This window comes from Achromobacter sp. MYb9 (assembly GCF_002975275.1).
In the GTDB taxonomy this organism is placed as follows: Bacteria; Pseudomonadota; Gammaproteobacteria; order Burkholderiales; family Burkholderiaceae_B; genus Achromobacter.
Genome location: NZ_PCOQ01000016.1, coordinates 68,997 through 92,628 on the forward strand (window position 1 = coordinate 68,997; position 23,632 = coordinate 92,628).

The window sequence follows — 23,632 nt, forward strand, 5'->3', positions numbered from 1 at the left end:
GGTTCGGGCGGCGTTCAGGCCAGCATATCCACGGGCGCATGGGGCGCGGACGCCTGGATCTGGCCGGCGTCGATATCGCGCGCGATGACGATGATGGCGTCTGGCGCATCGGGCTGCCGCGTCAGGCGTTGCGGCGCGCTGAAGGTGGTGCCCACGGACTGGATCAGGATGGGTTCGGCGCAGTCGTTGACGCGCACCACGGCCTTGACCCGCAACAGGCGCTCTCCGCAAAGCCCCGCCAGGTTGTCCAGCCATTCCGAAAAATCGGTCCAGCTGATGTCTGCGTGCGCGCGGGCCGCCATGACGCGGATGCGCGGGTGTGCGGCGGCCTGGCTGCCCGCGGTCAGCATCCGCGCGGCCAGTCCCGCCAGGTCCGCGACACCCTGCGATGGCGCAAACGCGGCTTGCACGGCGCGTCGGCGGTCCGGCTCGGCAATGACGGCGGCCAACGGATTCAGGTTGGCGGCACGCGTGGCGCGCGCCTGCAGTGCGTCCGCCGGCAACAGATCCGTTTTGGTCAGCACGATGCGGTGCGCGGCGCCGAACTGCGCCATGGCTTCGTCCAGCTCGGCCAGCGCGTCAGGGTCCCGCGCGCAGTCATCGGTGCAGACCACCGTCAGCCTCAGGCCGCGCGCGGCCAGCTCGGGGTCGGCCAGCGACGCGATGATCGGCCCGGGGCGCGACAAGCCGCTGCATTCCAGGATCACCCGCTGGAGCGGCCCTTCGCCGTCGGGACGCGGTGCGTCCAGCAGCGCGCTCAGCGTGTAGATAAGGTCGCTGCGTAGCGAGCAGCAGACGCAGCCGTTGGCCATCAGCGTCATCGGCACGTTGTCGCTATCGTTGGCGACGATGACGCCGTCCACACCGACTTCGCCCGCCTCGTTGACGATCACGCCGGTGTCTCGGGACGCCGGTTCGCGCAGGTAGTCCACCAGCAGCGTGGTCTTGCCGCTGCCCAGGAAACCGCAAAGCAGGAACAGGTCGACCGCCATGTCAGGCGTCCGCTTCCGCGTTGTCGCAAGGCGAACCCGCCGGCGAGCCGCCAAAGGGCGGGCGTTCGCCGTCCGCGTCTTCCGCCCAGCTGTCCTTGACCATCTTGCGCACGTCGGCCAGCAGTTCCGCGGTGTCGTACACCACGCCGGATTTGATCGTGGTCTGCAGGCACCGCTTCCATTCCACCTTGGCCGTATCGTCGTTCAATCGCATGGCGCCGGTGCCGAACAGCAGCTTGAAATCGGTCAATGGATTCTGGTCGTGAATCAGCAGGTCGGCGCGCTTCTGCACGTCGATGGACCCGGTGTCGTCATCGATGCCCAGCAGCGCCGCGCTTTGCGAGGTCGCCGCGCGCAGCACTTCGATGGGATGGAATCCCGCTTCCTGCAGCAGCTCCAGTTCACGCACGAAGCCGAAGCCGTAGATCTGGAAGATGAAGCCCGAATCGCTGCCTGCGCATACGCGGCCGCCCAGGTTCTTGTATTCGTTGATGAACTGCATCCACAACCGGTAGTTCTGCTTCCACTCGATCTCGTTGGTGGTGCTCCAGCGATACCAGTAGGCGCCATGCCCGCCGCGTTGGGGCTGAAAGTATTTCCAGACCGCCTTCCAGGTGTATTCGTCGTGCCAATCGGCGCGTCGCGCGCGCATCAGGTCGCGGTTGGCGTCGTAGATATTGAAGGTGGGCACGAAGGTGTGGCCCACTTCCAGGAACTGGTCCATGACCTGGCGCCACTTGGCCGACCCCGGCTGCGCGGCCTGCATGAAGGTCTGGCCGGCCACGGCGAAGCGGTAGTATTCGTCGCTGTAGTTGTAGTCCGTCGGAAAGGACTGCACGATGCGGTCTTCGAACAGCGCTTCCGGCAAGCCGTAATAGTGCTCGGAGCTGGTCAGCCCCCAACGGGCAGATTTCAGCGCGTTCACCCGTGTGACCGCCATCTGCGCGTGGTGGCAACCGGACCGCAGCCCCTGTTGCGCGGCTTCGTCCAGCGCCGCTTCCATGATGGCGGGCGGGGCGCCGAAGAACTTGATGCCGTCCGCGCCGCGCGCAGCCAGCTTGCGCACCCATTCGCGGCCCTGCTCCGGCGTGTGGATGGTCTTGACGCGGTCGTTCACGGCGGGAAATACGGAATGCACCACCATGCGCGGCGCGGCGATCTTGTTGGCGGCGGACAGTTCGCGCTGTTCCAGCGTCCAGCCCAGCCCGCCCATCGCACCCATCTCGCGCACGGTCGTCACGCCATGCGCCAGCCATAGCTTGTAGATGTAGTCGGCGGGCGGGACGATGCCGCTCATGGCATGGTACGGCGTGCCGATATGCGCGTGCGCATCCACGAAGCCGGGGGTGACGAACTTGCCGTGGCAGTCGATTTCGTGGTCGCCCGGGCCGGGGCGGCGCTTGGGGTCGATGGCCTTGTGGGGCGTGCCCACGTTGACCAGCGCGGTGATGCGGTCGTTCTCGATGACGATGTCCACCGGCCCCCAGGGCGGCGCGCCGGTGCCGTCGATGATTGTCGCCCCGCGCAGGATCAGCCGGGGGAACGGCCCCAGGCCACGGTCGCGCGGCGCGGGCGCGGTCGGCGGGTGCCAGCCCTTGGCGGCGTTGACGTCGCGGGATTCCTCGCCGACTTCCGATTGCGAAAACGTGGGATCGCTCATGGCGCTTACACCCCCAATCCGTTGTGTTCGATGACGCCGCCCTTCATGATCAGGGCCAGATGCTCGCCCTGCCCCAGCAGGCAGGACAAGTCGCGGTACGGGTTGCCGTCCACCAGCAGCACGTCCGCCAGGGCGCCCGGCTGAATACGGCCAAGCTGGCCCACCTGGTTCAGCACGTCGGCAGCCGTGGTGGTGGCGCACTGAATCACTTCCTGCGTGGAAAGCACTTCGTTGCGGATACGGAATTCGTCGCTTTGCAGGCGCTGCGACGGCCCCAGCAGATCCGAGCCGTAGCCGATCTTCACGCCCGCCTTCTTGTAGATTTCCAGCGAATGCAGGCCGGCGGTGCGCACGGTCGCGATCTTCGCCACCGAGTCCGCCGGCAAGCCGTAGTCGGCGCCTTCGTTCGCCAGCGCTTCGTAGGTCACCAGCGTGGGCACCACGAAGGCGCCCTTCTCGGCCATGAAGCGCGCCACGCGTTCGTCCACCAGGTTGCCGTGTTCGATCGTGCGCACGCCGTTGCGGATGGCGCGCTCGATGGCATCGGCCGTGTAGGAATGCGCCATCACATAAGTCTGTCGGCTAGCCGCCTCGTCGACGATGACGCGGATTTCTTCTTCCGAATAACCGAAGGACGCGATGGGATCGGTGGGCGAGGCGACGCCGCCCGAGGCCATCATCTTGATCTGGTCGGCGCCCATCTGGAGTTCCTGGCGCACCGCTTTGCGCACATCATCGATGCCGTCGGCCACGCGGCCGATGTCACCGGCGCGGAAGCAGCAGCCGCAAAAACTCATGGGGCGCAGGTGGTCGGAACGCGGACGCGGATCGCCGTGGCCGCCCGTCTGGCTGATGGCGCGGCCCGATATGAACAGGCGTGGTCCCTTGACCGTGCCTTCATTCACGGCGCATTTCAAGCCCCAGCCGGCGCCGCCCGCGTCGCGCACCGTGGTGAAGCCGCGGCGCAGCATCGCGGCCATGATCGGCACCGCGCGCATCATCACCAACGCGTCCGGCAACACGCCCTGCGTGCTCAGGTTCAGCTGCGTGGCCAGTACGTGCACGTGCAGGTCGATCAGGCCGGGCATCAGGGTGCGACCGGCGGCGTCGATCACCTGCGCGGATGCGCTGGACAGCGGCTTGTCGGAGACTTCCTTGATGACGCCGTCCTCGACCAGCACATGGTGGCCTTCCAGCAGGTCGGCCTGCAAGGGATCAAGCAGGTTCGCGTTTTTGAACAGTACGGATGCCATGAAAGTTCCTTGTTATAGATTCGGAATCAAGACGCCATGGTCTTGATGTAGCGCCGATGGATCAGCCAATTCGAAATCAATGCGATGACCAGCGTGCCGCACACCAGGATGACGGCCAGGGCGGCGCCGAACGGCCAGTTCGAGGCCCGCGTGATCTGGTCATACAACGCGGGCGCCATCATCGTCAGGCCGGAGCCGCCCAGCAGCACCGGCGTGGCGTAGGCGTTCATGCACAGGATGAAGACCAGCATCGTGCCCGCGGCCACGCCGGGCGCGGCAATTGGCAGCACGATGCGGCGGAACGTCGTGAAGAAGCTGGCGCCCACGTTGCGCGCGGCCTCTTCCACCGACAGGTCCATGCCTTCCAGCACGCTTTGCAAGGTCAGGATCAGATAGGGCATGACGACGGCGGTCGTGCCGATGACCACCGCCGTCGGCGTGTACATCAACGTCAGCGGCCGGTCGATCAGGCCCACGCCCTGCAGCACCGCGTTCACGACGCCCGCGTTGCCCAGCGCCACCATCCAGCCCGCTGCCCGCACCACGTTGCCGACCATCAGCGGGAACACCAGCAGGATCACGAACAGGCTCTTGTACCGGCTTTGCGTGCGCGCCAGGAAATACGCCACGGGAAAGCCCAACACCAGCGCCAGCACGGTGCACAGCGCGGCCACCCACAAGGTCGTGAAGAAAATATCGCGGTAGTACGGGTCGCCAAAGAACTTGGCGTAGTTCTCGAAGGTGAAGGCGGTCTGCATCAGTTCCGCCGGATCGAAATGGTTGAAGCTGTAGCGCGCCAGCTGGAAGATGGGGACCATGATGATCACCAGCACTACCAGCGACGCCGGAAAAGCCAGCCCCGGCCCCAACCAGCGGCTGGGCCGCCCGTCTTGGTTCGCAGTCGTCATGGCGGCTCCTATTGCGTGAAGGCCACGCAGTCTTCGGGCTCGAAGCATGCGTAGACCCGCGCGCCTGCCGCGGGTTGGGCGCGGCCCGCGCCGCCATTGACGATCTGGCTGATCATGCGGTTGCCGCCTTCCAGTTGCACGCGCACTTCCAGCACCGACCCCAGGTACAACGACGACTCAACGACGCCCGCCAGCGCGTTGCCGCCTTCGGGCTGGCCGGCCAGCCGCACGCGTTCCGGGCGCACGCCCACATGCGTGGCACCGGCCCCGCCAGGCGTGACAATGCACTGGCCCGCGTCGGTGTGGAACTGATTGGCCGCGTCGCCGCGCCCCGTGAACACGTTCATCTTGCCCAGGAAGTCGGCCACGAAAAGGTTGGCCGGTCGCTCATACAGCGTGTCGGGCGCACCCACCTGCTGCACGATGCCGTCGTGCATGATGGCCATGCGGTCGGCGATGGCCAGCGCCTCTTCCTGGTCATGCGTGACGAACACGGTGGTAAGGCCAAGACGCTGCTGCAACGAACGAATCTCTTCACGCACTTCCAGCCGCAGCTTGGCGTCCAGGTTGGACAGCGGCTCGTCCAGCAGAAACACCTTGGGTTCGATGGCCAGCGCGCGCGCGATCGCCACCCGCTGCTGCTGACCGCCCGACAACTGGCGCGGATAGCGCTCGCGCAGTTCGGTCATGCGCACCATGTCCAGCACGCGGCGGATCTTGGCGTCGCGGTCGGCCTTGGGCACCTTATGCATTTCCAGCCCGAACGCCACGTTCTCGGCCACCGTCATATGCGGAAACAGCGCATAGCGCTGGAACACCATGCCGGTGTCGCGCTTGTGCACGGGCAGCCGCGTGACATCGGTGTCGCCGATGCGGATGCGGCCCGCGGTGGGCGTGATGAATCCGGCGATCATGCGCAGGGTGGTTGTCTTGCCGCAGCCGCTGGGGCCCAGGAACGTCACCAGTTCGCCTTCGGCGATCTCCAGTGAAAAGTCGGATACCGCGACGGCCGCGCCAAATTGCTTGCGGATATTTTCGATTGAGACCTTCGCCATTTCTCACACCACCTGACTGAGTTTCACGTAGCGGTCGGTCACAAGCATGATGATTCCCAACAGCAAGATTTGCACCGAAGCCACCGAAGCGATGGTCGGGTCCAGATTGAATTCCAGGTACTGCATGATGGCGATCGGCAGCGTGGTGCGGCCCGGCCCCACCAGCGACAACGACAGCTCCAGGTTTTCAAACGACACCACGAAGCTGAACAGCGCCGCCGCCACGATGGAGGGGCGCAGCATCGGCAGCGTCACGCGCATGAAAGCGACCGGCGCGCTGGCGCCAAGGTTGCGCGCGGCTTCCTCGATGGAACCGTCCAGGCCGGCCATCCCCGCCGTCACCAGGCGCACCGTCCACGGGATCGTCAGGCACACGTGCGCGATGACCAGGCCACCGAAGGTGCCGATGATGTCCTGGTCCAGCAGTTCCTCGGCGCGCAGGTAGAACAGGTAGATGCCGACACCCGCGACAATGCCGGGAATCAGCAGCGGCGACAGCAGCAAGGTGTTGATGCCCTTGCTGCCCTGGAAGCGGTAGCGGGCAATGGCCACCGCGGCCAGCACGCCCATCGCGACACCAATGGCGGCCGCCACCAGCGACACCTGGAGACTGAACAGGAAGCCGTTGGCGAACGCCGGGTTCTGCCACGCTTTCACGTACCAGGACAGCGTGTAGCCGGACGGGGGAAAGTAGAGGATGGCGTCCTTGAAGAAGCTCAGCCAGACCACCAGCACGATGGGGCAGAGCATGAACGCATACATCAGAACGACGAAGACGCGGTGCAGCCACGTTGCCCACGGGATCACGCGAATGGGCTTGATCCGGGCGGCCGTGACGGCCGGGTCCAAAGGAGGCGCGCTATGCAAATCCTGATTCCTTGTCAGCGAGTGCCGGCTCGGTTTGAAACTCCTCCGGTTTGAACTCTGCGGTTCCTTCGGTTAACCGAAGCATATCGACGGGTTGCTGCTCGGCTCAACTAGGGATAACCCAAGACTACCCCTCACTCGCGGGTAATCCCTGGCGGGGCCGTCCCCACAGGTGCAACCCGCTGCGGGGAAAGACCCGCGGCGGGTGCAACCCGGGGAATCAAGGCAGGATTGCGGGCGTTGCCGGCGATGGGGTCAGGCCGCGGCTTGCAGTCCGCACAACGCTTGCAGCACCGCCACGCGGCTTTGGCCCAGCACCATGCCATGCCAGTCGTAGGCATGGCAATAGAACGCGTCCTGCGTGGCCTGCAGGATGTCGCGGCGCAAGGCGGGCGGCGCGTCGGGATTCGAGCGCAGCCAGTTGCGGCCACGCAGCGCCAGCACGATATCGTCGAACGGCACGGTGCCGTATTCCAGCGCCATCAGCGTCGGCGACGATTCGGGGCAAGCCTGATAGATCAGGCCCGCCAGATGGCCGGTGATGTCGACCGATGCCGACGTGCCTTGAAACGGCACGGCGATGTCCAGGCCCCACCATTGCCGCGCGCGCGCCACTTCGGCGTCATCGCGTCGGCCCGCATAGATCTTCTCGCCGTGCCCGCGCGGGCCCAGGCCCGTATGCACGTCGATCCAACCGATGTGCGCGTAGCGGCCGGCCTGCGTTTCAAGGATGCGCCGCAGGTTGGCAAGCGATGCCGCCGGCGCGGCGCCGCCGTAGAAGAGCCCATCGGCGTGCGTGTACTGCCCGCGCGACACTGCCTGCGCGAAAGCGGCCTGCCCATGTTCGGCCACATAGCGGGCCAGGTCGCGCTGGTTCTCGTCCGACGGGGGCCATTCTTCGGGCAGCAGCAAGGGGTGCAAATCGCCATAGCCCGGATTGGCCGGCAGCGGCGTGCCGCCGAACGGCTGCGCATTGCGGTTCAGGTCCACGTTGCCCTCGTCGGTACGTGCCATCCACGAAAAACCGTAGGGATTCACCGCGTGCACCAGCAACAAGGCCACGCCCGCTTGCCGCGCGCGCTGTTGCATCGGGGCGTCGTCCATCAGCGCGAACTGGCAACCCGCGCCGCAAAAGCCTTCCACGCCATGCGTGGCCGACGTCATGATCAGCAGGCGCGTGGCGTCGGCTGCGCCGATCAGCGCCGTATCGGTGGCCAGCGCCTCGCCGTCGCTGCCCACGGCTTCGATCGGCCACGATCGCACGTCGGCGCCCAGGCGCGCGGCATCGGACAAGAAGCGCTCGCGCGATTCGGCGTAGCTGCGGGGGAAGTAGCTCGTACTGCTGGGCATCATGCCTCCTGGGAGTCGATTGCATGGCCGGTGCGGTCCTGGATCCAGAACAGCACGACGGTGGATAGCGCCACGGTCACCATCAAATACCAGGCAGGCGCCAGAGGGTTGCCGGTGACGTGCAGCAGCCAGGTCACGAAGAACTGCGCGAAACCGCCGAAGACGGAGATGCCCAGACCATACACGACCGACATCCCGGTGGTGCGCACGGCCTTGGGGAACAGTTCGGGCAGCATCGTGATCGTGGGCGCCATCTGCAACGCCAGCAAGACGGCCAGCAGCGCGATCACGGTCATCAACCGGGCCGTGCTGGGTGCGGACACCAGCCACTGGAAGCACGGCAGCAACACGCAGATGGTTGCCACGCGCGACCAGAAAATGACTTTCTTGCGGCCATAGCGATCGGCCAACTTGCCGACAAATGGCGCGATCGCAAAGCCGATGGCCCCCAGCACGACGCTGGCGAACAAGCCCGACGACGCCGGCAGGCCCAGTTCCTTGCTGGCGTAGGCGGGCATGTAGAAGCCGATGATCTGCGCGCACACCATGCCGCCGATCACCAGCAGGATGCCTTTGACCACCCGCGCCTTGTGGTGCGCGAACACCAGCCGCAGCGGCTGGTGGCCCGACGCGGCGCGCGCGGCCTGGGGCGCATGGGCAGGCTCCAGCGTTTCCTCCAGGTTGCGGCGGATGTAGGCCCCGACCGGCACCGTCAGAATGCCGATCACGAAGGGCACGCGCCAGCCCCACGCCTGCATCTGGTCTTTGGTCAGCACGGCGGTCAACAGCGCCACGGTCAACGCGCCCAGCATCACCCCCAGCGACTGGCTGCCGAACTGCCAGCTGGAATAGAACCCCCGCTTGTTCGGCGGAGCATGCTCCAACAGCAGGGTGGTCGAGGCGCCCACCTCGCCGCCCGCGGCAAAGCCCTGGATCAGCCGCGCCAGCACCATCAGCACGGGACCCATCACGCCCAGCTGGGCGTAGGTGGGCGCCGCCGCGATCAGCGCGCAGCCCAGCCCCATCAGCCATAAGGTCAGCGTCATGGCCGCGCGCCGGCCATGGCGGTCGGCATACGAACCGATCAGCATGCCGCCGACCGGCCGCATCAGGAAACCCACGCCAAAGGTGGCGGTGGTCAGCAGCAGCTGGCCATAACTGGACGCGGCCGGAAAGAACAACGGGCCGATGATCAGCATCAGGAACGTGAAGACGGTGAAGTCGAAGAACTCCAGCGCGTTGCCGATGGTCGTGCCGGCGATCACGCGCCGGCGCGCGGCCGACGAATGCAGAGGCTGCCGGCCAGGAGCGGCGGCGATGGCGATAGACATGTTTTCCCCTTGATGTCCGTGGGGCGCCGGTCCGTGAATCCGGACGCTGTGACGACCCGCGTGGATGAATATACGGATGGCGCACGATAAGGAAAAGACAGTATTTTTGTTCCAGTGAAACCTTTTTCTTATATGCCAACCCGTCTTTAGACGGTTCCGACCCCGGGCTCTCCTCCATGAACCTGCGCCAATTACGCGCCTTTGTCCTGATCGCCGACCACCGCAGCATCCGCGCCGCGGCACGCGCGCTGTTCGTCACCCAGCCCGCGGCGACGCGCAGCCTGCGGGAACTGGAACACAGCGTGGGAGCCGAACTGGTGCGCCGCAGCGCCCGCGGCGTGGAACTGACGACCTACGGCGAGGCGTTGTACAAGCGCGCCGTGCTGATCCTGCAGGAAGCGCGAAAGGCGCAGGAGGAAATCGGCCAGATGCGGGACGGCGAAGGCGGCACGCTGAATCTGGCCATCAGCTCTTCGGCGCTGACGGCACTGCCTGCCGCGCTGATGGCGTTCCGCGCCCGGATGCCGCGCGTGGCCGTATCGTTCAACGAAGTCGCCCCGCCTTACAGCCACGAGCAACTGGAATCGGGCCACTACGACCTGTTGGTGCAAACCGAGTACGACGGCAACATCGACGACGGCTTCGCGCGCCAGACCTTGTTCACCCTGCCGATGGCGGTGGGCGCCCGCATCGGCCACCCTTTGCGCCGCGCGCGCAGCCTCGCCGACATGCACGACGCGCTGTGGCTGCTGCCCGGCAACATCCAGGCCCCGGCCAACCTGCTGCGACTGGCGTTCGACGCCCATGGCTTGCCGCCGCCGCGAGACATCATCCCGTGCCAGTCCATCGCGATCGCGCTGGCCATCATGGCGCAAAGCGATGCGCTGGGCATCTTCGTGCAGGCGCTGTTCGATCATCAACTGATGCCGCGGCCATTGCGCATGCTGCCGCTGGCGCACGAACTGCCCGCGGCGCGGGTGTCCATTCTGACGCGGTCCGATTCCCCGCCCACGCCGGCCGCCCAGTGCTTCATCGACTGCCTGATGACGGCGCGCCCCGGTCCTGCGGCCTAACGCCTATGCAAGGCTGCTTTCAGGGCCAATCGGCCGTGGGGCAACCGGTTATCATTGGCGCCGGGCCCGCCGATGGCTTCGACACCGGCCTGCCGCCCCCCTTTTGCGGTCATTATCCATGGCGTTTCCACGACTTCCCTCCCCTCCCACGCTGACCGACACCGTCGCCAAGCGCCTGCTCGCCGAAATCGACGAGGGCCGCGTGCTGCCCGGTGAAAAGCTGCCCACCGAAGCCACGCTGGCGGAACAGTTCGGCGTCAGCCGCACCGTCATCCGCGAAGCGGTGTCGCGGCTACGGCAAGACGGCATCGTTGAAGCGCGGCAAGGCAGCGGCGTGTTCGTCACGGGCCTGACGGGCAACCGGGCGCTGCGGATCGACGCCACCGAATTAAGTTCGCTGGAGGCCGTGCTGCACATCGTGGACTTGCGCCGCGCGCTGGAAACCGAAATCGCCGCCCAGGCCGCGGCGACGCGCAAAAAGCGCGACATGACGGAAATAGACCACGCGCTGGCGGCAATATCCCAAGCGGTCGCCGACGGCGGCGACGGCGTGAAGGAAGACGTGGCGTTTCACCGCAGCATCGCGCGCGCCACCGGCAACCCGTACTTCCTGACCACCCTGGCCTTTGTCAGCCAGTTCCTGGAAGCCGCCACGCGCGTGACGCGCGGCAACGAGGCCCGCCACGCCAACCTGATGCGCGATGTGATGCAAGAACACATCGCCATCGTCGAAGCCATCCGCGACCAAGACGTGGAAGGCGCCCGCGAAGCGGCCCGCATCCACATGGTGAATGCGGCCAAGCGGCTGAGCCAGGCGCATCGCTAGGCGCGCCGGAAACTATCCGAACGCCTTGATGAAAAAATCCGGCGTGCCGAAGTTGCCGGACTTCAGCGCGATGCTGACATCGCCCTGCGCAATGGGCGTATAGCCTGCGCACCACGGCACGCCCGGGTCGATCTGTTCGCCGATGGCGATCTGCTCAAGCCCCAGCGCCTGCACCACCGCGCCCGACGTTTCGCCACCCGCCACGATCAACTGCCGCACCCCGCGTTCCACCAGGCCGACCGCGATGCGCGCGATGGCGTCTTCGATCATGGCGCCCGCGCGCTCCGCGCCCAGCACGCCCTGCGCCTGCTTGACCGCGTCCGGCTGCGCGGTGGAATAGACCAGCACCGGCCCATCCTGCATGCGCGGCTCGGCCCAGGCCAGCACTTGCGCGACCACGTCTTCGCCCGCCGCCAGCCGCATCGGATCCAGCGCATAGGCCGGACGGCCGCTGGCGACGAAGGCGGCCACCTGCCCGTTGGTGGCGGTGGAGCAGCTTCCCGCCACGACTGCCCGCAGGCCATCAACGCGCGCCTGGGCGGCAGCGCCGACGGGCGTCAGCCCCCAATTTCCCGGCAGGCCGATCGCCACGCCGGACCCCGCCGTCACCAGCGCCATCCCGCGTAGAGCGGGCCCCAGGACCCGCAGATCGTCATTGGAAACCGCATCCACGATAGCGATTTCGACGCCCTCGGCCTGCAGCGCCTGGATGCGCGCCCGGATCGCCTCGGTACCGGCGGCCACCACGGTGTAATCGATCAGGCCAACCTTGCGGGAGGTCTGCACCGACAGCACGCGGACAAGGTTCGGATCCGTCATCGGCGTAAGCGGATGGTGCTGCATGCCCGATTCGTTCAGCAACACGTCGCCGGCGAACAGGTAGCCCTTGAATACCGTGCGCTTGTTGTCGGGGAATGCCGGCGTGGCGATGGTGAAACCCGTCCCCAACCGCGTCATCAACGCATCGGTCACGGGGCCGATGTTGCCCTGCGGCGTGCTGTCGAACGTGGAGCAGTACTTGAAATAGATCTGCTCGGCGCCCTGAGCCTGCAACCATTCCAGCGCGGCCAGGGACTGCGCCACGGCCTCGTCCGCGGGCAGGGTCCGCGTCTTCAGCGCCACGACCACGGCATCCGCGTCATCGCGCAATGGCGCGCCGGGAATGCCGATGGTCTGCACCGTGCGCATGCCGGCGCGCACCAGGTTGTTGGCAAGATCGGTGGCGCCCGTGAAATCGTCGGCGATGCAGCCCAGTTTGATGCTCATTTTGCCTCCGGCAAGGTGATACCCGGAAAGATCTTGATGACGGCGCTGTCGTCTTCACGGCCGTGCCCGGCGGTGGACGCCTGCATGAACATCTGGTGCGCCGTCGATGCCAGCGGCAGCGGGAATTTCGTGTGGCGGGCCGTATCCAGAACCAGGCCCAGGTCCTTCACGAAGATGTCCACCGCCGACAGCGGCGTGTAATCGCCGGCCAGCACGTGGGCCATGCGGTTTTCGAACATCCAGCTGTTGCCCGCGCTGTGCGTGATGACTTCGTACAAGGCATCGGCGTCGACGCCTTCGCGCAACCCTAGCGCCATCGCTTCGGCGGCGGCCGCGATGTGCACGCCGGCCAGCAGCTGGTTGATGATCTTGACCTTGCTGCCCGCGCCGGCGCGGTCGCCCAGGCGATAGACTTTCCCTGCCATCGATTCCAACACCGCGCCGCAGGCCTCGTAGGCCGCGGCGCTGCCGGCGGTCATCATTGTCATCTGCCCCGCGGCGGCCTTGGCCGCCCCGCCGGAGATCGGCGCGTCCAGGTACAGGACGCCCTGCCCGGCCAGGCGCGCTTCCTGCGCGATGGACCAGCTAGGATCCACGGTGGAGCACATCACGAAGACAGCCCCCGCGCGCAATGCGGCCGCCATGCCGCCGTCGCCATACAACACGGTTTCGGTCTGCTGGGCATTGACCACCACGCTGATCACGATGTCGCAGGCGGCGGCCATGTCGGCCAGCGTGGCGCAAGCCACGCCGCCCTGCGCGGCAAAGGCCGCGGCGGCTTCCGGGCGGATGTCGTAGACGTGCACGTCGTGGCCCGCGCGGCGCAGGCTTTGCGCGATGCCCGCGCCCATGGCGCCCAGGCCGATGACGCCGACGCGGCGCGAAGAAGTTTGGTTCAAGGTCATGTCTTTCGTCGTTCCGGAAAATCCAGGGGCTGCCGGCCGCGCTTAGCGCGGCAGGTCGTCGGCCAGGTAGGCGCGGATAATTTCCGCAAAGTCGCTGTCGCCCTTCAGGCCCAGGCGGGTAGCGCGGGTGGTGTCCCACCGGCCCGGCCAGCTTCCCACGATGCGTTCGACGCGCTCGTCGGCTTGCCACGTGATGCGGTCGGCGACTTCGTCGCCCGCCACGTCGCGCAGCGCCTGCGCCATCTCGGCCACCGTGACCGACACGCCGGGCAGATTGATCGGCGAACGGTCGGCCACGGCGTCGGCCGGCAATTCGCAACCCGCGATCAGCGCCTGGATCGCGCCGCGCGGCGACAGCAGCCACAGGCGCGTATCGGCGCCGACCGGGCAGACGGCCGCTTCGCCGTTCAAGGGTTCGCGAATGATGCCGCTGGCAAACGAGGACGCAGCAGCGTTGGGGCGGCCCGGGCGCACGCTGATCGTGGGCAGGCGCAGCACGCGGCCATCAACAAAACCGCGCCGGGTGTAGTCCGCCAGCAGCAGTTCGGCGATGGCCTTCTGCGTGCCATAGGACGATTGCGGGCTTAGCGCCGTGTCGTCGCGCACGGTTTCGGGCAAGGCGCCGCCGTATACGGCCACCGAGCTGGTGAAGATCACGCGCGGCGTGTGGCCCACGGCGCGGCACGTTTCCAGCAAGGCGCGCGACGCGTCCAGGTTGATGCGCATCCCCAAATCGAAATCTGCTTCCGCCTGGCCACTGACGATGGCGGCCAGATGGAAGATGGCGCGCGTGTCCGCGTCGATTGCCTGACGCAGCACCGCCGGGTCCGAGATATCGCCTTCCAGCGATCGCACGCGCGGATCGGTCACCGCGTCGGATTTGACGACGTCCAGCAAGTCGATCTGCGTGATGGGTTGCGGCCCGGTGGCATCAAGCGTCAGCACGCCTTGCGCGAGCAGTTTTCGGGCCAGTCCTTGGCCCAGGAATCCGGCGCCGCCGGTGATCAGAATCTTCATGATGGGATGCTCAATGGTTGGCAAGATAAGGGTGGGCCCAGCCCAGCCCCGCGGAGGTGCCGGCCTTGGGACGGTATTCGCAGCCGATCCAGCCCGTGTAGCCGAGCGCGTCGATCCGCTCGAACAGGTAGGGATAATTCAGTTCGCCCAGGTCGGGCTCGTGCCGGTCGGGCACGCCGGCGATCTGGATGTGGCCGATGCCGGCGATGTCGCGCTGCAGCTTCACGGCAATGTCGCCTTCGACGATCTGGCAGTGGTAGCAGTCGAACTGCACCTTCAGGTTGGGCGCGCCGACCTGGGCGCAGATGGCTTGCGCGTCGTCCTGGCGGTTCAGGAAGAAGCCGGGGATGTCGCGCGTGTTGATGGGTTCGATCACGATGGTGATGCCGGCGGATTCGGCCGCGCGCGCCGCGAACGCCAGGTTCTTCAGGTAGGTATCGCGATGCGCCGCGCGGTCGTCGCCCGGACGGATCAGGCCGGCCATCACATGCAGGCTGCGATTGCCCAGCTGGTCGGCGTATTCCAGCGCCTGGTCGATGCCGCGCTGGAACTCGCTTTCCCGGCCCGGCAGCGACGCGATGCCGCGTTCGCCAGCGGCCCAATCGCCGGGCGGCGCGTTGAAAAGCGCCTGCGTCACGCCGTTGTCCTGCAGACGCGCTTTCAAATCAGCGGCGGTGAATTCGTAGGGAAACAGGAATTCGACGCCGGTGAAGCCATCGCCGGCGGCCGCCTGGAAACGATCCAGGAAGGCATGTTCGGCGTACATCATGGTGAGGTTGGCGGCTAGGCGCGGCATGGTGGTTCCTTGAAGTTGAAGTAAGAGCGGCGCACGGCCATCAGCGGTTGACCAGCTTGGCCGGCGTGAACCAGACCGCGATGGCGCCGATCACCAGCACGGCGGCCAGCACGTACATGCCGGATGCGGTCGAGCTGGTCAGGTCTTTCAGGTAGCCGATCATGTAAGGGCTGGCAAAGCCGGCCAGGTTGCCGACCGAGTTCACGATGGCGATGCCCGCCGCCGCCGCGGTGCCCGACAGGAAGGCGGTTGGCAGCGACCAGAACAACGGCGCGCACGTCAGCACGCCGGCCGCGGCCATCGACAGGCAGATCAGCGACACCACGGTGTTGTCGGCGAAAGAGGCCGCCGCGGTGAAACCCACCGCGCCCGCCAGCGCCGGCACGATCAGGTGCCAGCGGCGTTCGCGCCGCTTGTCCGCCGAATGGCCCAGCAGGTTCATCACGACGATGGCGCAGAGAAACGGGATGGCGCTGAGCAGTCCGATGTTGAAGGCGCCCGTGACGCCGGTTGACTTGATCAGCGTCGGCATCCAGAACGTCAGGCCGTACTGGCCGGCGACGAAGGCGAAGTAGATCAGGCACATCCACCACACGCGCTTGTCCGAAAACACGGCGCGCAGCGAGTGCTTCTGCGTGCCCGTCTGCTTCTGGTCCTGCTCGATCTCGCGGGTCAGGACCTGCTTTTCGTCGGCGGTCAGCCACTTGGCGCTGGAGATGCCGTTGTCCAGGTACATGACGGTGGCCACGCCGATGAGCAACGCGGGAACCGCTTCGATCAGGAACATCCACTGCCAGCCCTGCAGGCCGTGCGTGCCGTGAAAGGCTTCCATGATCCAGCCGGACAGCGGGTTGCCGAAGATGCCGGCCACCGGGATGGCGGACATGAACAGCGCGATGATCTTGGCGCGGCGGTGGGCCGGGTACCAATAGGTCAGGTACAGGATCACGCCCGGATAGAAACCGGCTTCGGCCAGGCCCAGCAGGAACCGCAGGATGTAGAAGCCGGTGGGCGTTTCGACGAACATGAACATGCCGGACAGGATGCCCCACGTGATCATGATGCGCGCGATCCAGATGCGCGCGCCCAGCCGGTGCATCAGCAGGTTGCTGGGCACCTCGAACAGGAAATACCCGATGAAGAACACGCCGGCGCCCAGGCCGAAGACGGTTTCGCTGAAGCCCAGGTCCTGCGACATCTGCAGCTTGGCGAAACCCACGTTGACGCGGTCCAGATAGGCGATCACATAGCAGAGCATCAAGAACGGCACCAGGCGCCAGAACACCTTGGCATAGGCGCGGGCGGTCTCGCGGGATTCAGGCTGCATCGCCGCGGCGGGCGCGGTCGATGCGATTTCCATCGGGGGCATGACAAGTCTCCAAAAGGGTGTGCCGCCGTGTGACGCGCAGCGCGCGTCCGGGCAGCTTTATAGGAATGGCGGGGTCAGTAGCGCGCGCCGAAGGTCGCGCGCAGTTCTTCAATGGCGTCGGCGGATAGCGGCGCGGGCCGGGGGTGGCTCATGAGCCACAGGCGAGCCGTTTCTTCCAGTTCTTCCAGCGCATGGGACGCGTGCGCGACCGAGCGTTCCCACACCACCGGGCCCAGGCGCTCGAACAACGCGCCGCGCACTTGCCCGGCCACCGCGGCCACCTCGGCGGCGGCTTGCGGATCGCCGGGGCGGCGATAGCCGATCAACGGGATGCGGCCCACCTTCATGACCTGATACGGGGTAAGGGGCGGCAGCACCTCGTCGGGCCGCCAGACGCCGGCAAGCGTCAGGGCGACCAGGTGCGTGGAGTGCGTGTGGATGATCCCGCGCGATTCGGGGCTGGCACGGTAGATGCCCTGATGCAGCACCAGGGTCTTGGACGGCTTGGCGCCCGAGATCCATTGGCCGGCAAGGTCGACCTTGGCCAGCTCCGCCGGGTCCAGCCGGCCCAGGCAGGCGTCAGTAGGCGTGATCAGCCAGCCGTCGTCCAGGCGGGCGCTGATGTTGCCGGCCGCGCCCACGGTGTAGCCACGGTTGTAGAGGCTGGCGCCGACAGTGCAGATGTCTTCGCGAACGCGGGATTCTTCAGTCATGGAACGCCCCCGGCACGCAGGGGCGGGACCGCCAGGAAAGCGGCGGGAAAGTCGGCGGCGCAACCAGCATGATGACCTGTCTCTTGAATAGAAGTTATCGGGTCATCATACAAATTATGGCTTTTGAACAGATACCGGGTAAACCCGTATCTGTTCAAAAAAGCGGGCGCGCAGCCCTACTCCAGCACGCGCCCCTTGGTTTCGGGCAACAGCAGCGCCGTCACGATCACCACCGCGTAAGCGCCGGTGGCGAATGCCCCGATCGCCCAACCCAGGCCGTGCGTCTGGCTCAGGAATCCCACCAGGCTGGGGAATAGCGCCCCCACGCCGCGGCCGAAGTTATACGCAAACCCCTGCCCCGATGCGCGCACCCCGGACGGGAACAGTTCCGTCAGATAGGCGCCGATTCCGCTGAAGATGCCAGACGCGGCAAAGCCCAGCGGAAAACCCAGGAACAGCATCTGGCCGTCGGTCAGCGGCAATTGCGTGTAGACGTAGACGCTGGCCGTGGACAGCACCGAGAAGATCAACAGGTTGGCGCGGCGGCCCAGGCGGTCGGCCAGATAAGCGCCCGCGATGTACCCGCAGAACGATCCGAAGATGATGACCATCAGGTACCCGCCGGTATTCAATACGGACAGTTGGCGCTCAACCTTCAGGTAGGTCGGCAACCAGGTGGTGATGGCGTAGTAGCCGCCCTGCACGCCGGTGCACAGCACGGCGGTGATGACCGTGGTCTTCAACAGCGCGGGCGAGAAGATCGTCCAGAACGATGCCCGGGCCTCGCCGGCCTGCACCTTGGCCTGGGCGCGCTGGAACACCTCGGGTTCGGGCACGTTCTTGCGGATGTACAGCACCAGGAAGGCCGGCAGCACGCCCACCCAGAACAGGCTGCGCCAGGCCCATTCCGCGGGCAGGATGGAAAACGCGACCGTGTACAGGATGGCCGCGACGCCCCATCCAACGGCCCAACCGCTTTGCACGGTGCCCACGGCCTTGCCTCGGTGTTCGGCCCGCACGATTTCGCCCATCAGCACCGAGCCGACGGCCCATTCGCCGCCGAAACCCAGGCCCTGCAAGGCCCGCAGCACGAATAGCTGCTCGAAATTCTGCGCGAAGCCGATGGCCACCGTGCACGCCGAAAACCACAGGATCGTGTATTGCAGCACGCGCACCCGGCCGTACCGGTCGGCAAGGATGCCCGCCAGCCATCCGCCGATGGCGGAAAACAGCAGCGTGACGGTGCCCAGCATGCCAGCCTGGCCTTTATCGATGCCCCACAACGTCATCAGCGTGGCGATCACGAAGGTGAACACCATGAAGTCCAGGGCGTCGATGGCCCAGCCCCCGAACGCGGCGATGAAGGTGCGCCGTTCCGTCTTGTTCAGCTCTCTATACCATTGCATGGTTCGCCTCTTGGAGGGTTCGGTTTCCCGGGATTACCGCGCCGGCGCAAAGCCGTACAGCCGTTCGGGGTTGTCGACCAGAATGCGATGGCGCAGGGCGGCATCCGGCGCCCACGACGCCAGCTGATTACGCAACCGGCCGGTGTTGACCATGCGCGTCTGATGCACGTGCGGCCAGTCGCTGCCCCACAGCATGCGGTCAGGCGCCGTCTCGATCAGCGCCTGTGCCCAGGGCACCACGTCGCTGAAATCGTCGAAGCGGTCGCTGATGCGGTAGGCGCCGGACAGCTTGACCCACCAGCCATGGTCCCGGACCAGATGCTGCAAGGCCTGGAAGCCGGCGCTGCCCACTCCCTCGGCGACAGGCATGTGACCCATGTGGTCCACCACGCCCGGCACCGGCAGCTTGCGCATGCGCGGCAACAGCTCGGGCAACTGACGCGCATCCATCAAAAACTGCATGTGCCAGCCCAGGCCGGCAATGCGATGCGCCAAGGTCTCCATCGCGTCAAAGCCGATACCGCCGCCGAACAGCACATTGATGCGCAAGCCGCGCACGCCCGCGGCATGCATGTCCGCCAGCTCGCTGTCCGTCACGGTCGGGGCCACCACGCCGATGCCCCGCAACTGGTCGGGATGGCGGCGCAGCACCTCCAGCATGTAGCGGTTGTCGGTGCCGTAGACGCTGATCTGCACCAGCACGCCGCGCGCCATGCCGGTTTGTTTCAACATGCCCAGGTAAGCGGACTCCGGCGCGGGCGGTGGCGTGTAGGTGCGCTCCGGCACCAGCGGATAGGCGGCGGCATCCGCGGCCACCACATGCGCGTGCGTATCGCAGGCGCCGGGCGGTATGTCAAAGGTGGCGGCGTCCATCTCGAGCAAGGGCGCCAGGCACAGGGGCGCTTCCTGCGCGGAAGCATCGGAAAGGGTCGGACACATGCGTGGATCTCCCAGAATGGAATCGAACCAGAGGAAGGTTCAATTTACCGTGATGCCGGCATCCTTGATCAAGGCCGCGAAGTTCGGCACGTCGCGGGCGATCAGCGCCTGGAAAGCCGCCGCGCCCTGCTCTTTCTCGGTCGGCGCCTGAGCCGCCAGCTTATCCAGCGATTCGCGTACGCCAGGGCTCTTCAGCGCGGCCGTCAAGGCCTGTTCCAGCCGCGCGATCACGGCGGGCGGCGTGCCGGCCGGCGCGGCGATGCCGTTCCAGACACTCATGTTGAAATCCGGCACGCCGCCTTCCGCGAACGTCGGCACGTCGGGGATCTGCGGCAGCCGCGCAGGGGAGGCCACGGCCAGCGCCGTGACGCGTTTGGCTTCGTGGATGGGGATCATCGTGACGGTCTGGTCGATCACCGCGTCCACCGTGCCGGCCATCAGGTCGGCAATCGCCGGGCCCGCGCCCCGGTAGGGAATCTGCATCCCTTGCGTATGGGTCACGTGCATGAAATAGGCCGCTGCGATATGGCTTGTGGAGCCGGACCCCGCATTGCCGAAGTTCACGTCGGCGCCATGCTTCTTCAGGCGCTCGACGAAGTCAGGCAGCGTGGCGATGCCGCTTTTCTTGCTGACGGACAGCACCATCGGCACCGTCGCCACCAGCCCGATCGCGCTCATGTCGCGACGCGGATCGAACTTGCTCTTGGGGTATAGCGACGGCGCGATGGCCAGCGACCCCATGTTGCCGAAGGTGATGGTGTAGCCGTCTGGCGCGGCGCGGGTCACGCGCTGGTTGCCGATCATGGTGCCGCCGCCGCCCATGTTTTCCACCACGACGGTCTGGCCCAGGTTCTCGCCCATGGCTTGCGCCACGATGCGGGCCAATCCGTCGGTGGATCCCCCCGCCGCGTACGGCACCACCATCGAGATGGGGCGCGTGGGGTAGTCCTGCGCGGACGCGTTGGCGGCAAGCGCGATCAGGCCGGCGCCCAGGGTCGCCAGAAAAGTCTTCTTCATGTTTTGCTCCTCGCTGTTTCTGCCGGCAACAGCCGGCCCTCCACCTTGTCTTGGCGGTTTTTTGTGATGCAGGTTGAAAAGACGACGCGGCCGCAGCCGCGCCGTGGTTGAAGCGGCCTAGCTTTTCTTGGCGGCCAGTTCCACGCCGGCCAGTTGCTCGGACAGGCGCGCGACGGCGGTATGGTCCTGGCCCTTGCCCAGGGTTTTGCCCGCAGAGGCCCACAATTCGCGGCACAGCGACGCGAACGGCGTGGGCGTGCCGGTATCGGTGGCAATGCCCAGCGCAATGCCCAGGTCCTTGACCATCAGGTCCAGGCCGAAGCCCGAATTGAACTGGCGCGACAGCACGAACTGCTTGAACTTTTTTTGCGTGGAATTGTTCATGCCCGTGGACGCATTGAGCACGTCGACGATCACGTTGGGGTCCAGGCCGAACTGCTGGCCGATCAACATGGCTTCGACGCCGATCAGGAAGCCGCCGGCCGAGACCAGGTTGTTCAACGCCTTCATGGCGTGGGCGCTGCCCACGTCGCCGACGGCGGTGATCGACGTGCCCATCGCCGACAGCGCCGGGCGCACGCGTTCCAGCGTGGCGGCAGGACCGCCGAACATGATCGCGAGTTCGCCGGTGCGCGCGCGCGGCACCCCGCCCGACACGGGCGCGTCCACCATCTGGCTGCCGGCGGCGGCCACCGCCTGGGCGAGCCGCTGCGTATGCGCGGGCACGCCAGAGCTCATTTCGACGACGACGCTGCCCGGGCGCAGGCCGGCCAGCAGCCCTTGTTCGCCGCTCAGCACCTGTTCCACGATGGCGCTGGTGGGCAACATCGTGAAAACGATGTCGGATTGCGCCGCCAGCGCGGCGCAGGTGGCGGCGGCCTGGCCGCCCACGTCCTGCGCGAATTTGTCGGCCTGGCCCGGCACGGCGTCGAACACCGTCACCGCATAGCCGGCCTGCACCAGGCGCGCGGCCATCGGCCAGCCCATGCTGCCGATGCCGACGAGCCCCACCCGTTCTTGCGGGGCGTTCATGCTTGCTGCGCCTTGAAGGCGCCCTCTTCTTCCAGCACCTGGTTGGCAACCTTGAAGGCGTCCAGGCCGGCGGGGATGCCGCAATACACGGTGGCCTGCAGCAGGATTTCCTTGATCTCTTCAACGGTCACGCCATTGTTCAGCGCGCCTTTGACGTGGAGCTTGATTTCGGCCGGACGATTCAACGCCGTCAGCATGGCCAGGTTCAGCATGCTGCGCGTCTTCTTTTCCAGACCCGGACGGCCCCAGGTGTAGCCCCAGCACCATTCGGTGGTGATGTGCTGGAAGGCCATCATGAAGTCGTTGGCGCGGGCCAGGGACCCGTCCACGTACTCGGTGCCCAGCACTTCGCGGCGCAGGTTCAGGCCTTGGTCGAACAGGGCTTGGGTTTCGGATTGGATGTCTGCCATAGGTTCCTCGTTTAGTGATGATGACGGGCGTCGAACCGGCTTGTGCTCGGTCTGTTTTGTCTGATTGTCAGTCAATTTTCGCCCGCCCGTCAACAGTCAGATTGTCTGACAATATGCTTGACTGCTTAAAAAATGAACACAATAATGCGGCAAAGCGCCGGGCTGGCTGCCGTGCGCCCCATTCCACAAAAAGCCAGGAGACAAGCATGAAAAGCAACCCCACGCAGGCTCTGCGCCACGGGCGCCGGGAATTTGTCGCTGGACTGGGCGCGGTCGCGCTGGCGGCCACTCTGCCCGGCCGTGCGCTGGCGGCGCCGGCCGATATCAACGTCGGCGTGATCCTGCCGTTGTCGGGCGCGAATGCGCAGTTCGGCATCAATTCGCGGCAGGGCCTTGAACTTGCCGCGGACGAAATCAACGCGGCGGGCGGCATCAAGTCGCTGGGCGGCGCCAAGCTCAAGCTGGTTATCGCCGATGCCACCTCGCAGCCCACCACGGCGGCCACCGTGGCGCAGCGCCTGATCACGCAGAACCGTTGCGTGGCGCTGATTGGCGCCTATGCCTCGTCGCTGACGCTGGCCGTGTCCGAAGTGACCGAACGCCGTGGCATCCCGCTGCTGACGATGTCGTTTTCGGACGTGCTGACGGAACGCGGTTTCAAACACATCTTCCAGGTGGTATCGAAGGGCTCGGTGCTGGGCCGCGCGCAATACGACTATGCGGCGTCCGTCGTGGCGGGCGCATCCGCCATCAAGAAAATCGCGCTGCTGTACGAAGACACGGCCTACGGCACCTCGCAAGCCGTGGGCGTGCGCAATGCCGCCAAGGCGGCCGGTGCGCAAATCGTGCTGGATGAAGCCTATCCGCTGGGCATCACCGACGTCACCCCGCTGATCAGCAAGCTGCGCGCATCCGACGCCCAGATCGTGTTCCCGATTTCCTACCTGAACGACAGCCTGTTGATCATCCGGGTGATGCGCCAGCAACGCTTGACCGTGCCCATCGTGGGCGGCGCGGCGGGCTATGTGATTCCCGACTTCGCGAAAGCGCTGGGCCCCTATTCCCAAGCCGTCCTGTCGATCGCACCGGCCAATTACGACCAGGCGCCGGCCTATACCGAGCGCTACCGCAAGCGCTTCGGTACCTTCATGCCGCACGAGGCCCTGGAACACGCGGTATGCGCCGGCGTGCTGGCCCAGGCCCTGGAAGTGGCGGCGTCCGATAAGCCCGAGGCGGTATCCAAAGCGCTGCGCGCGCAGAAATACGATCAGGGCTGGGCCGGCGTGATGTCGGGCGGCGGCGTGCATTTCGACGCCAACGGCCTGAACACCCTGGCCCAACCCATCATGGTCCAGTGGCAAAACAACGAGTTGGTCTCGGTGTGGCCGCAAGCGCTGGCCAAGGGCCGCGTCATCACCGCCAACTGAGCGCTCGGCGCGAACCGGAG

Annotated in this window: 22 protein-coding genes; 3 read left to right on the plus strand and 19 right to left on the minus strand. The window is 66.3% G+C overall.

What is annotated here, in order from left to right:
* Window positions 1–14: 14 nt before the first annotated feature.
* The 8 genes from CQ050_RS20955 to CQ050_RS20990 all read right to left on the minus strand — a co-directional run bounded on the left by CQ050_RS20955 (window position 15) and on the right by CQ050_RS20990 (window position 9,416).
* Entirely contained in the window at window positions 15–992 is a 978-nt protein-coding gene (locus CQ050_RS20955; protein ID WP_105558758.1) for a GTP-binding protein, read from the minus strand.
* Between the two features lies 1 nt (window position 993).
* Window positions 994–2,652 (minus strand): amidohydrolase family protein, encoded by a 1,659-nt coding sequence (locus CQ050_RS20960; RefSeq protein WP_105558759.1) that lies wholly within the window; start codon window positions 2,650–2,652, stop codon window positions 994–996.
* Between the two features lie 5 nt (window positions 2,653–2,657).
* The gene (locus CQ050_RS20965; RefSeq protein WP_105558760.1) at window positions 2,658–3,905 is read right to left on the minus strand and encodes an amidohydrolase family protein; all 1,248 of its coding nucleotides are present in this window, start codon (window positions 3,903–3,905) and stop codon (window positions 2,658–2,660) included.
* A gap of 26 nt (window positions 3,906–3,931) precedes the next feature.
* A complete protein-coding gene (locus tag CQ050_RS20970; protein WP_105558761.1) occupies window positions 3,932–4,813 on the minus strand; it encodes an ABC transporter permease in 882 nt (293 codons plus the stop codon).
* 8 nt (window positions 4,814–4,821) lie between these two features.
* Entirely contained in the window at window positions 4,822–5,868 is a 1,047-nt protein-coding gene (locus CQ050_RS20975; RefSeq protein WP_105558762.1) for an ABC transporter ATP-binding protein, read from the minus strand.
* Between the two features lie 3 nt (window positions 5,869–5,871).
* Complete coding sequence (locus CQ050_RS20980; protein WP_233214203.1) at window positions 5,872–6,735, minus strand: ABC transporter permease; 864 nt, start codon at window positions 6,733–6,735, stop codon at window positions 5,872–5,874.
* Window positions 6,736–6,990: 255 nt separating this feature from the next.
* A complete protein-coding gene (locus tag CQ050_RS20985) occupies window positions 6,991–8,088 on the minus strand; it encodes a M14 family metallopeptidase (RefSeq protein ID WP_105558763.1) in 1,098 nt (365 codons plus the stop codon).
* Window positions 8,085–9,416, minus strand: coding sequence for an MFS transporter (locus CQ050_RS20990; RefSeq protein WP_105558764.1), 1,332 nt, complete (start codon window positions 9,414–9,416; stop codon window positions 8,085–8,087). The genes CQ050_RS20985 and CQ050_RS20990 overlap by 4 nt, the downstream gene beginning before the upstream one ends.
* Before the next feature lie 176 nt (window positions 9,417–9,592).
* On the opposite strand from CQ050_RS20990, the gene CQ050_RS20995 reads away from it, so the two are divergent.
* Complete coding sequence (locus CQ050_RS20995) at window positions 9,593–10,489, plus strand: LysR substrate-binding domain-containing protein (RefSeq protein WP_105558765.1); 897 nt, start codon at window positions 9,593–9,595, stop codon at window positions 10,487–10,489.
* 118 nt (window positions 10,490–10,607) lie between these two features.
* Window positions 10,608–11,315, plus strand: a complete 708-nt coding sequence (locus CQ050_RS21000) for a FadR/GntR family transcriptional regulator (protein ID WP_105558766.1) — start codon at window positions 10,608–10,610, stop codon at window positions 11,313–11,315.
* Window positions 11,316–11,327: 12 nt separating this feature from the next.
* Here the strand turns inward: CQ050_RS21000 and otnK are convergent, their stop codons facing one another.
* The 11 genes from otnK to CQ050_RS21055 form a co-directional block, all read right to left on the minus strand.
* On the minus strand, window positions 11,328–12,581 hold the full coding sequence (gene otnK, locus CQ050_RS21005; RefSeq protein WP_105558767.1) for a 3-oxo-tetronate kinase: 1,254 nt from the start codon (window positions 12,579–12,581) through the stop codon (window positions 11,328–11,330).
* Window positions 12,578–13,486: an L-threonate dehydrogenase gene (gene ltnD / locus CQ050_RS21010; RefSeq protein ID WP_199196884.1), complete on the minus strand. Its 909-nt coding sequence runs from the start codon at window positions 13,484–13,486 to the stop codon at window positions 12,578–12,580. Before ltnD ends, otnK begins: the two co-directional genes overlap by 4 nt.
* 42 nt (window positions 13,487–13,528) lie before the next feature.
* Window positions 13,529–14,503 (minus strand): D-erythronate dehydrogenase, encoded by a 975-nt coding sequence (denD, locus tag CQ050_RS21015; protein ID WP_105558768.1) that lies wholly within the window; start codon window positions 14,501–14,503, stop codon window positions 13,529–13,531.
* Window positions 14,504–14,513: 10 nt separating this feature from the next.
* On the minus strand, window positions 14,514–15,299 hold the full coding sequence (otnI, locus tag CQ050_RS21020) for a 2-oxo-tetronate isomerase (RefSeq protein ID WP_105558769.1): 786 nt from the start codon (window positions 15,297–15,299) through the stop codon (window positions 14,514–14,516).
* A 40-nt stretch (window positions 15,300–15,339) separates the two neighbouring features.
* Window positions 15,340–16,668 carry an MFS transporter gene (locus CQ050_RS21025; RefSeq protein ID WP_199196885.1) on the minus strand — a complete coding sequence of 443 codons (1,329 nt, stop codon included), beginning with the start codon at window positions 16,666–16,668 and terminating at the stop codon, window positions 15,340–15,342.
* Window positions 16,669–16,742: 74 nt separating this feature from the next.
* Complete coding sequence (locus tag CQ050_RS21030) at window positions 16,743–17,381, minus strand: aldolase (protein WP_105558770.1); 639 nt, start codon at window positions 17,379–17,381, stop codon at window positions 16,743–16,745.
* A 176-nt stretch (window positions 17,382–17,557) separates the two neighbouring features.
* Window positions 17,558–18,787 carry an MFS transporter gene (locus tag CQ050_RS21035; protein ID WP_105558771.1) on the minus strand — a complete coding sequence of 410 codons (1,230 nt, stop codon included), beginning with the start codon at window positions 18,785–18,787 and terminating at the stop codon, window positions 17,558–17,560.
* 33 nt (window positions 18,788–18,820) lie between these two features.
* Complete coding sequence (locus tag CQ050_RS21040; protein ID WP_199196886.1) at window positions 18,821–19,726, minus strand: amidohydrolase; 906 nt, start codon at window positions 19,724–19,726, stop codon at window positions 18,821–18,823.
* Window positions 19,727–19,765: 39 nt separating this feature from the next.
* A complete protein-coding gene (locus CQ050_RS21045; protein WP_105558772.1) occupies window positions 19,766–20,743 on the minus strand; it encodes a tripartite tricarboxylate transporter substrate binding protein in 978 nt (325 codons plus the stop codon).
* A 117-nt stretch (window positions 20,744–20,860) separates the two neighbouring features.
* On the minus strand, window positions 20,861–21,775 hold the full coding sequence (locus CQ050_RS21050; RefSeq protein WP_105558773.1) for an NAD(P)-dependent oxidoreductase: 915 nt from the start codon (window positions 21,773–21,775) through the stop codon (window positions 20,861–20,863).
* Window positions 21,772–22,185 carry a carboxymuconolactone decarboxylase family protein gene (locus tag CQ050_RS21055; protein WP_105558774.1) on the minus strand — a complete coding sequence of 138 codons (414 nt, stop codon included), beginning with the start codon at window positions 22,183–22,185 and terminating at the stop codon, window positions 21,772–21,774. The genes CQ050_RS21050 and CQ050_RS21055 overlap by 4 nt, the downstream gene beginning before the upstream one ends.
* Before the next feature lie 206 nt (window positions 22,186–22,391).
* Here CQ050_RS21055 and CQ050_RS21060 point away from each other — a divergent pair, with 206 nt between their 5' ends.
* Window positions 22,392–23,612 carry an ABC transporter substrate-binding protein gene (locus CQ050_RS21060; RefSeq protein ID WP_105558775.1) on the plus strand — a complete coding sequence of 407 codons (1,221 nt, stop codon included), beginning with the start codon at window positions 22,392–22,394 and terminating at the stop codon, window positions 23,610–23,612.
* Window positions 23,613–23,632 lie beyond the last annotated feature (20 nt).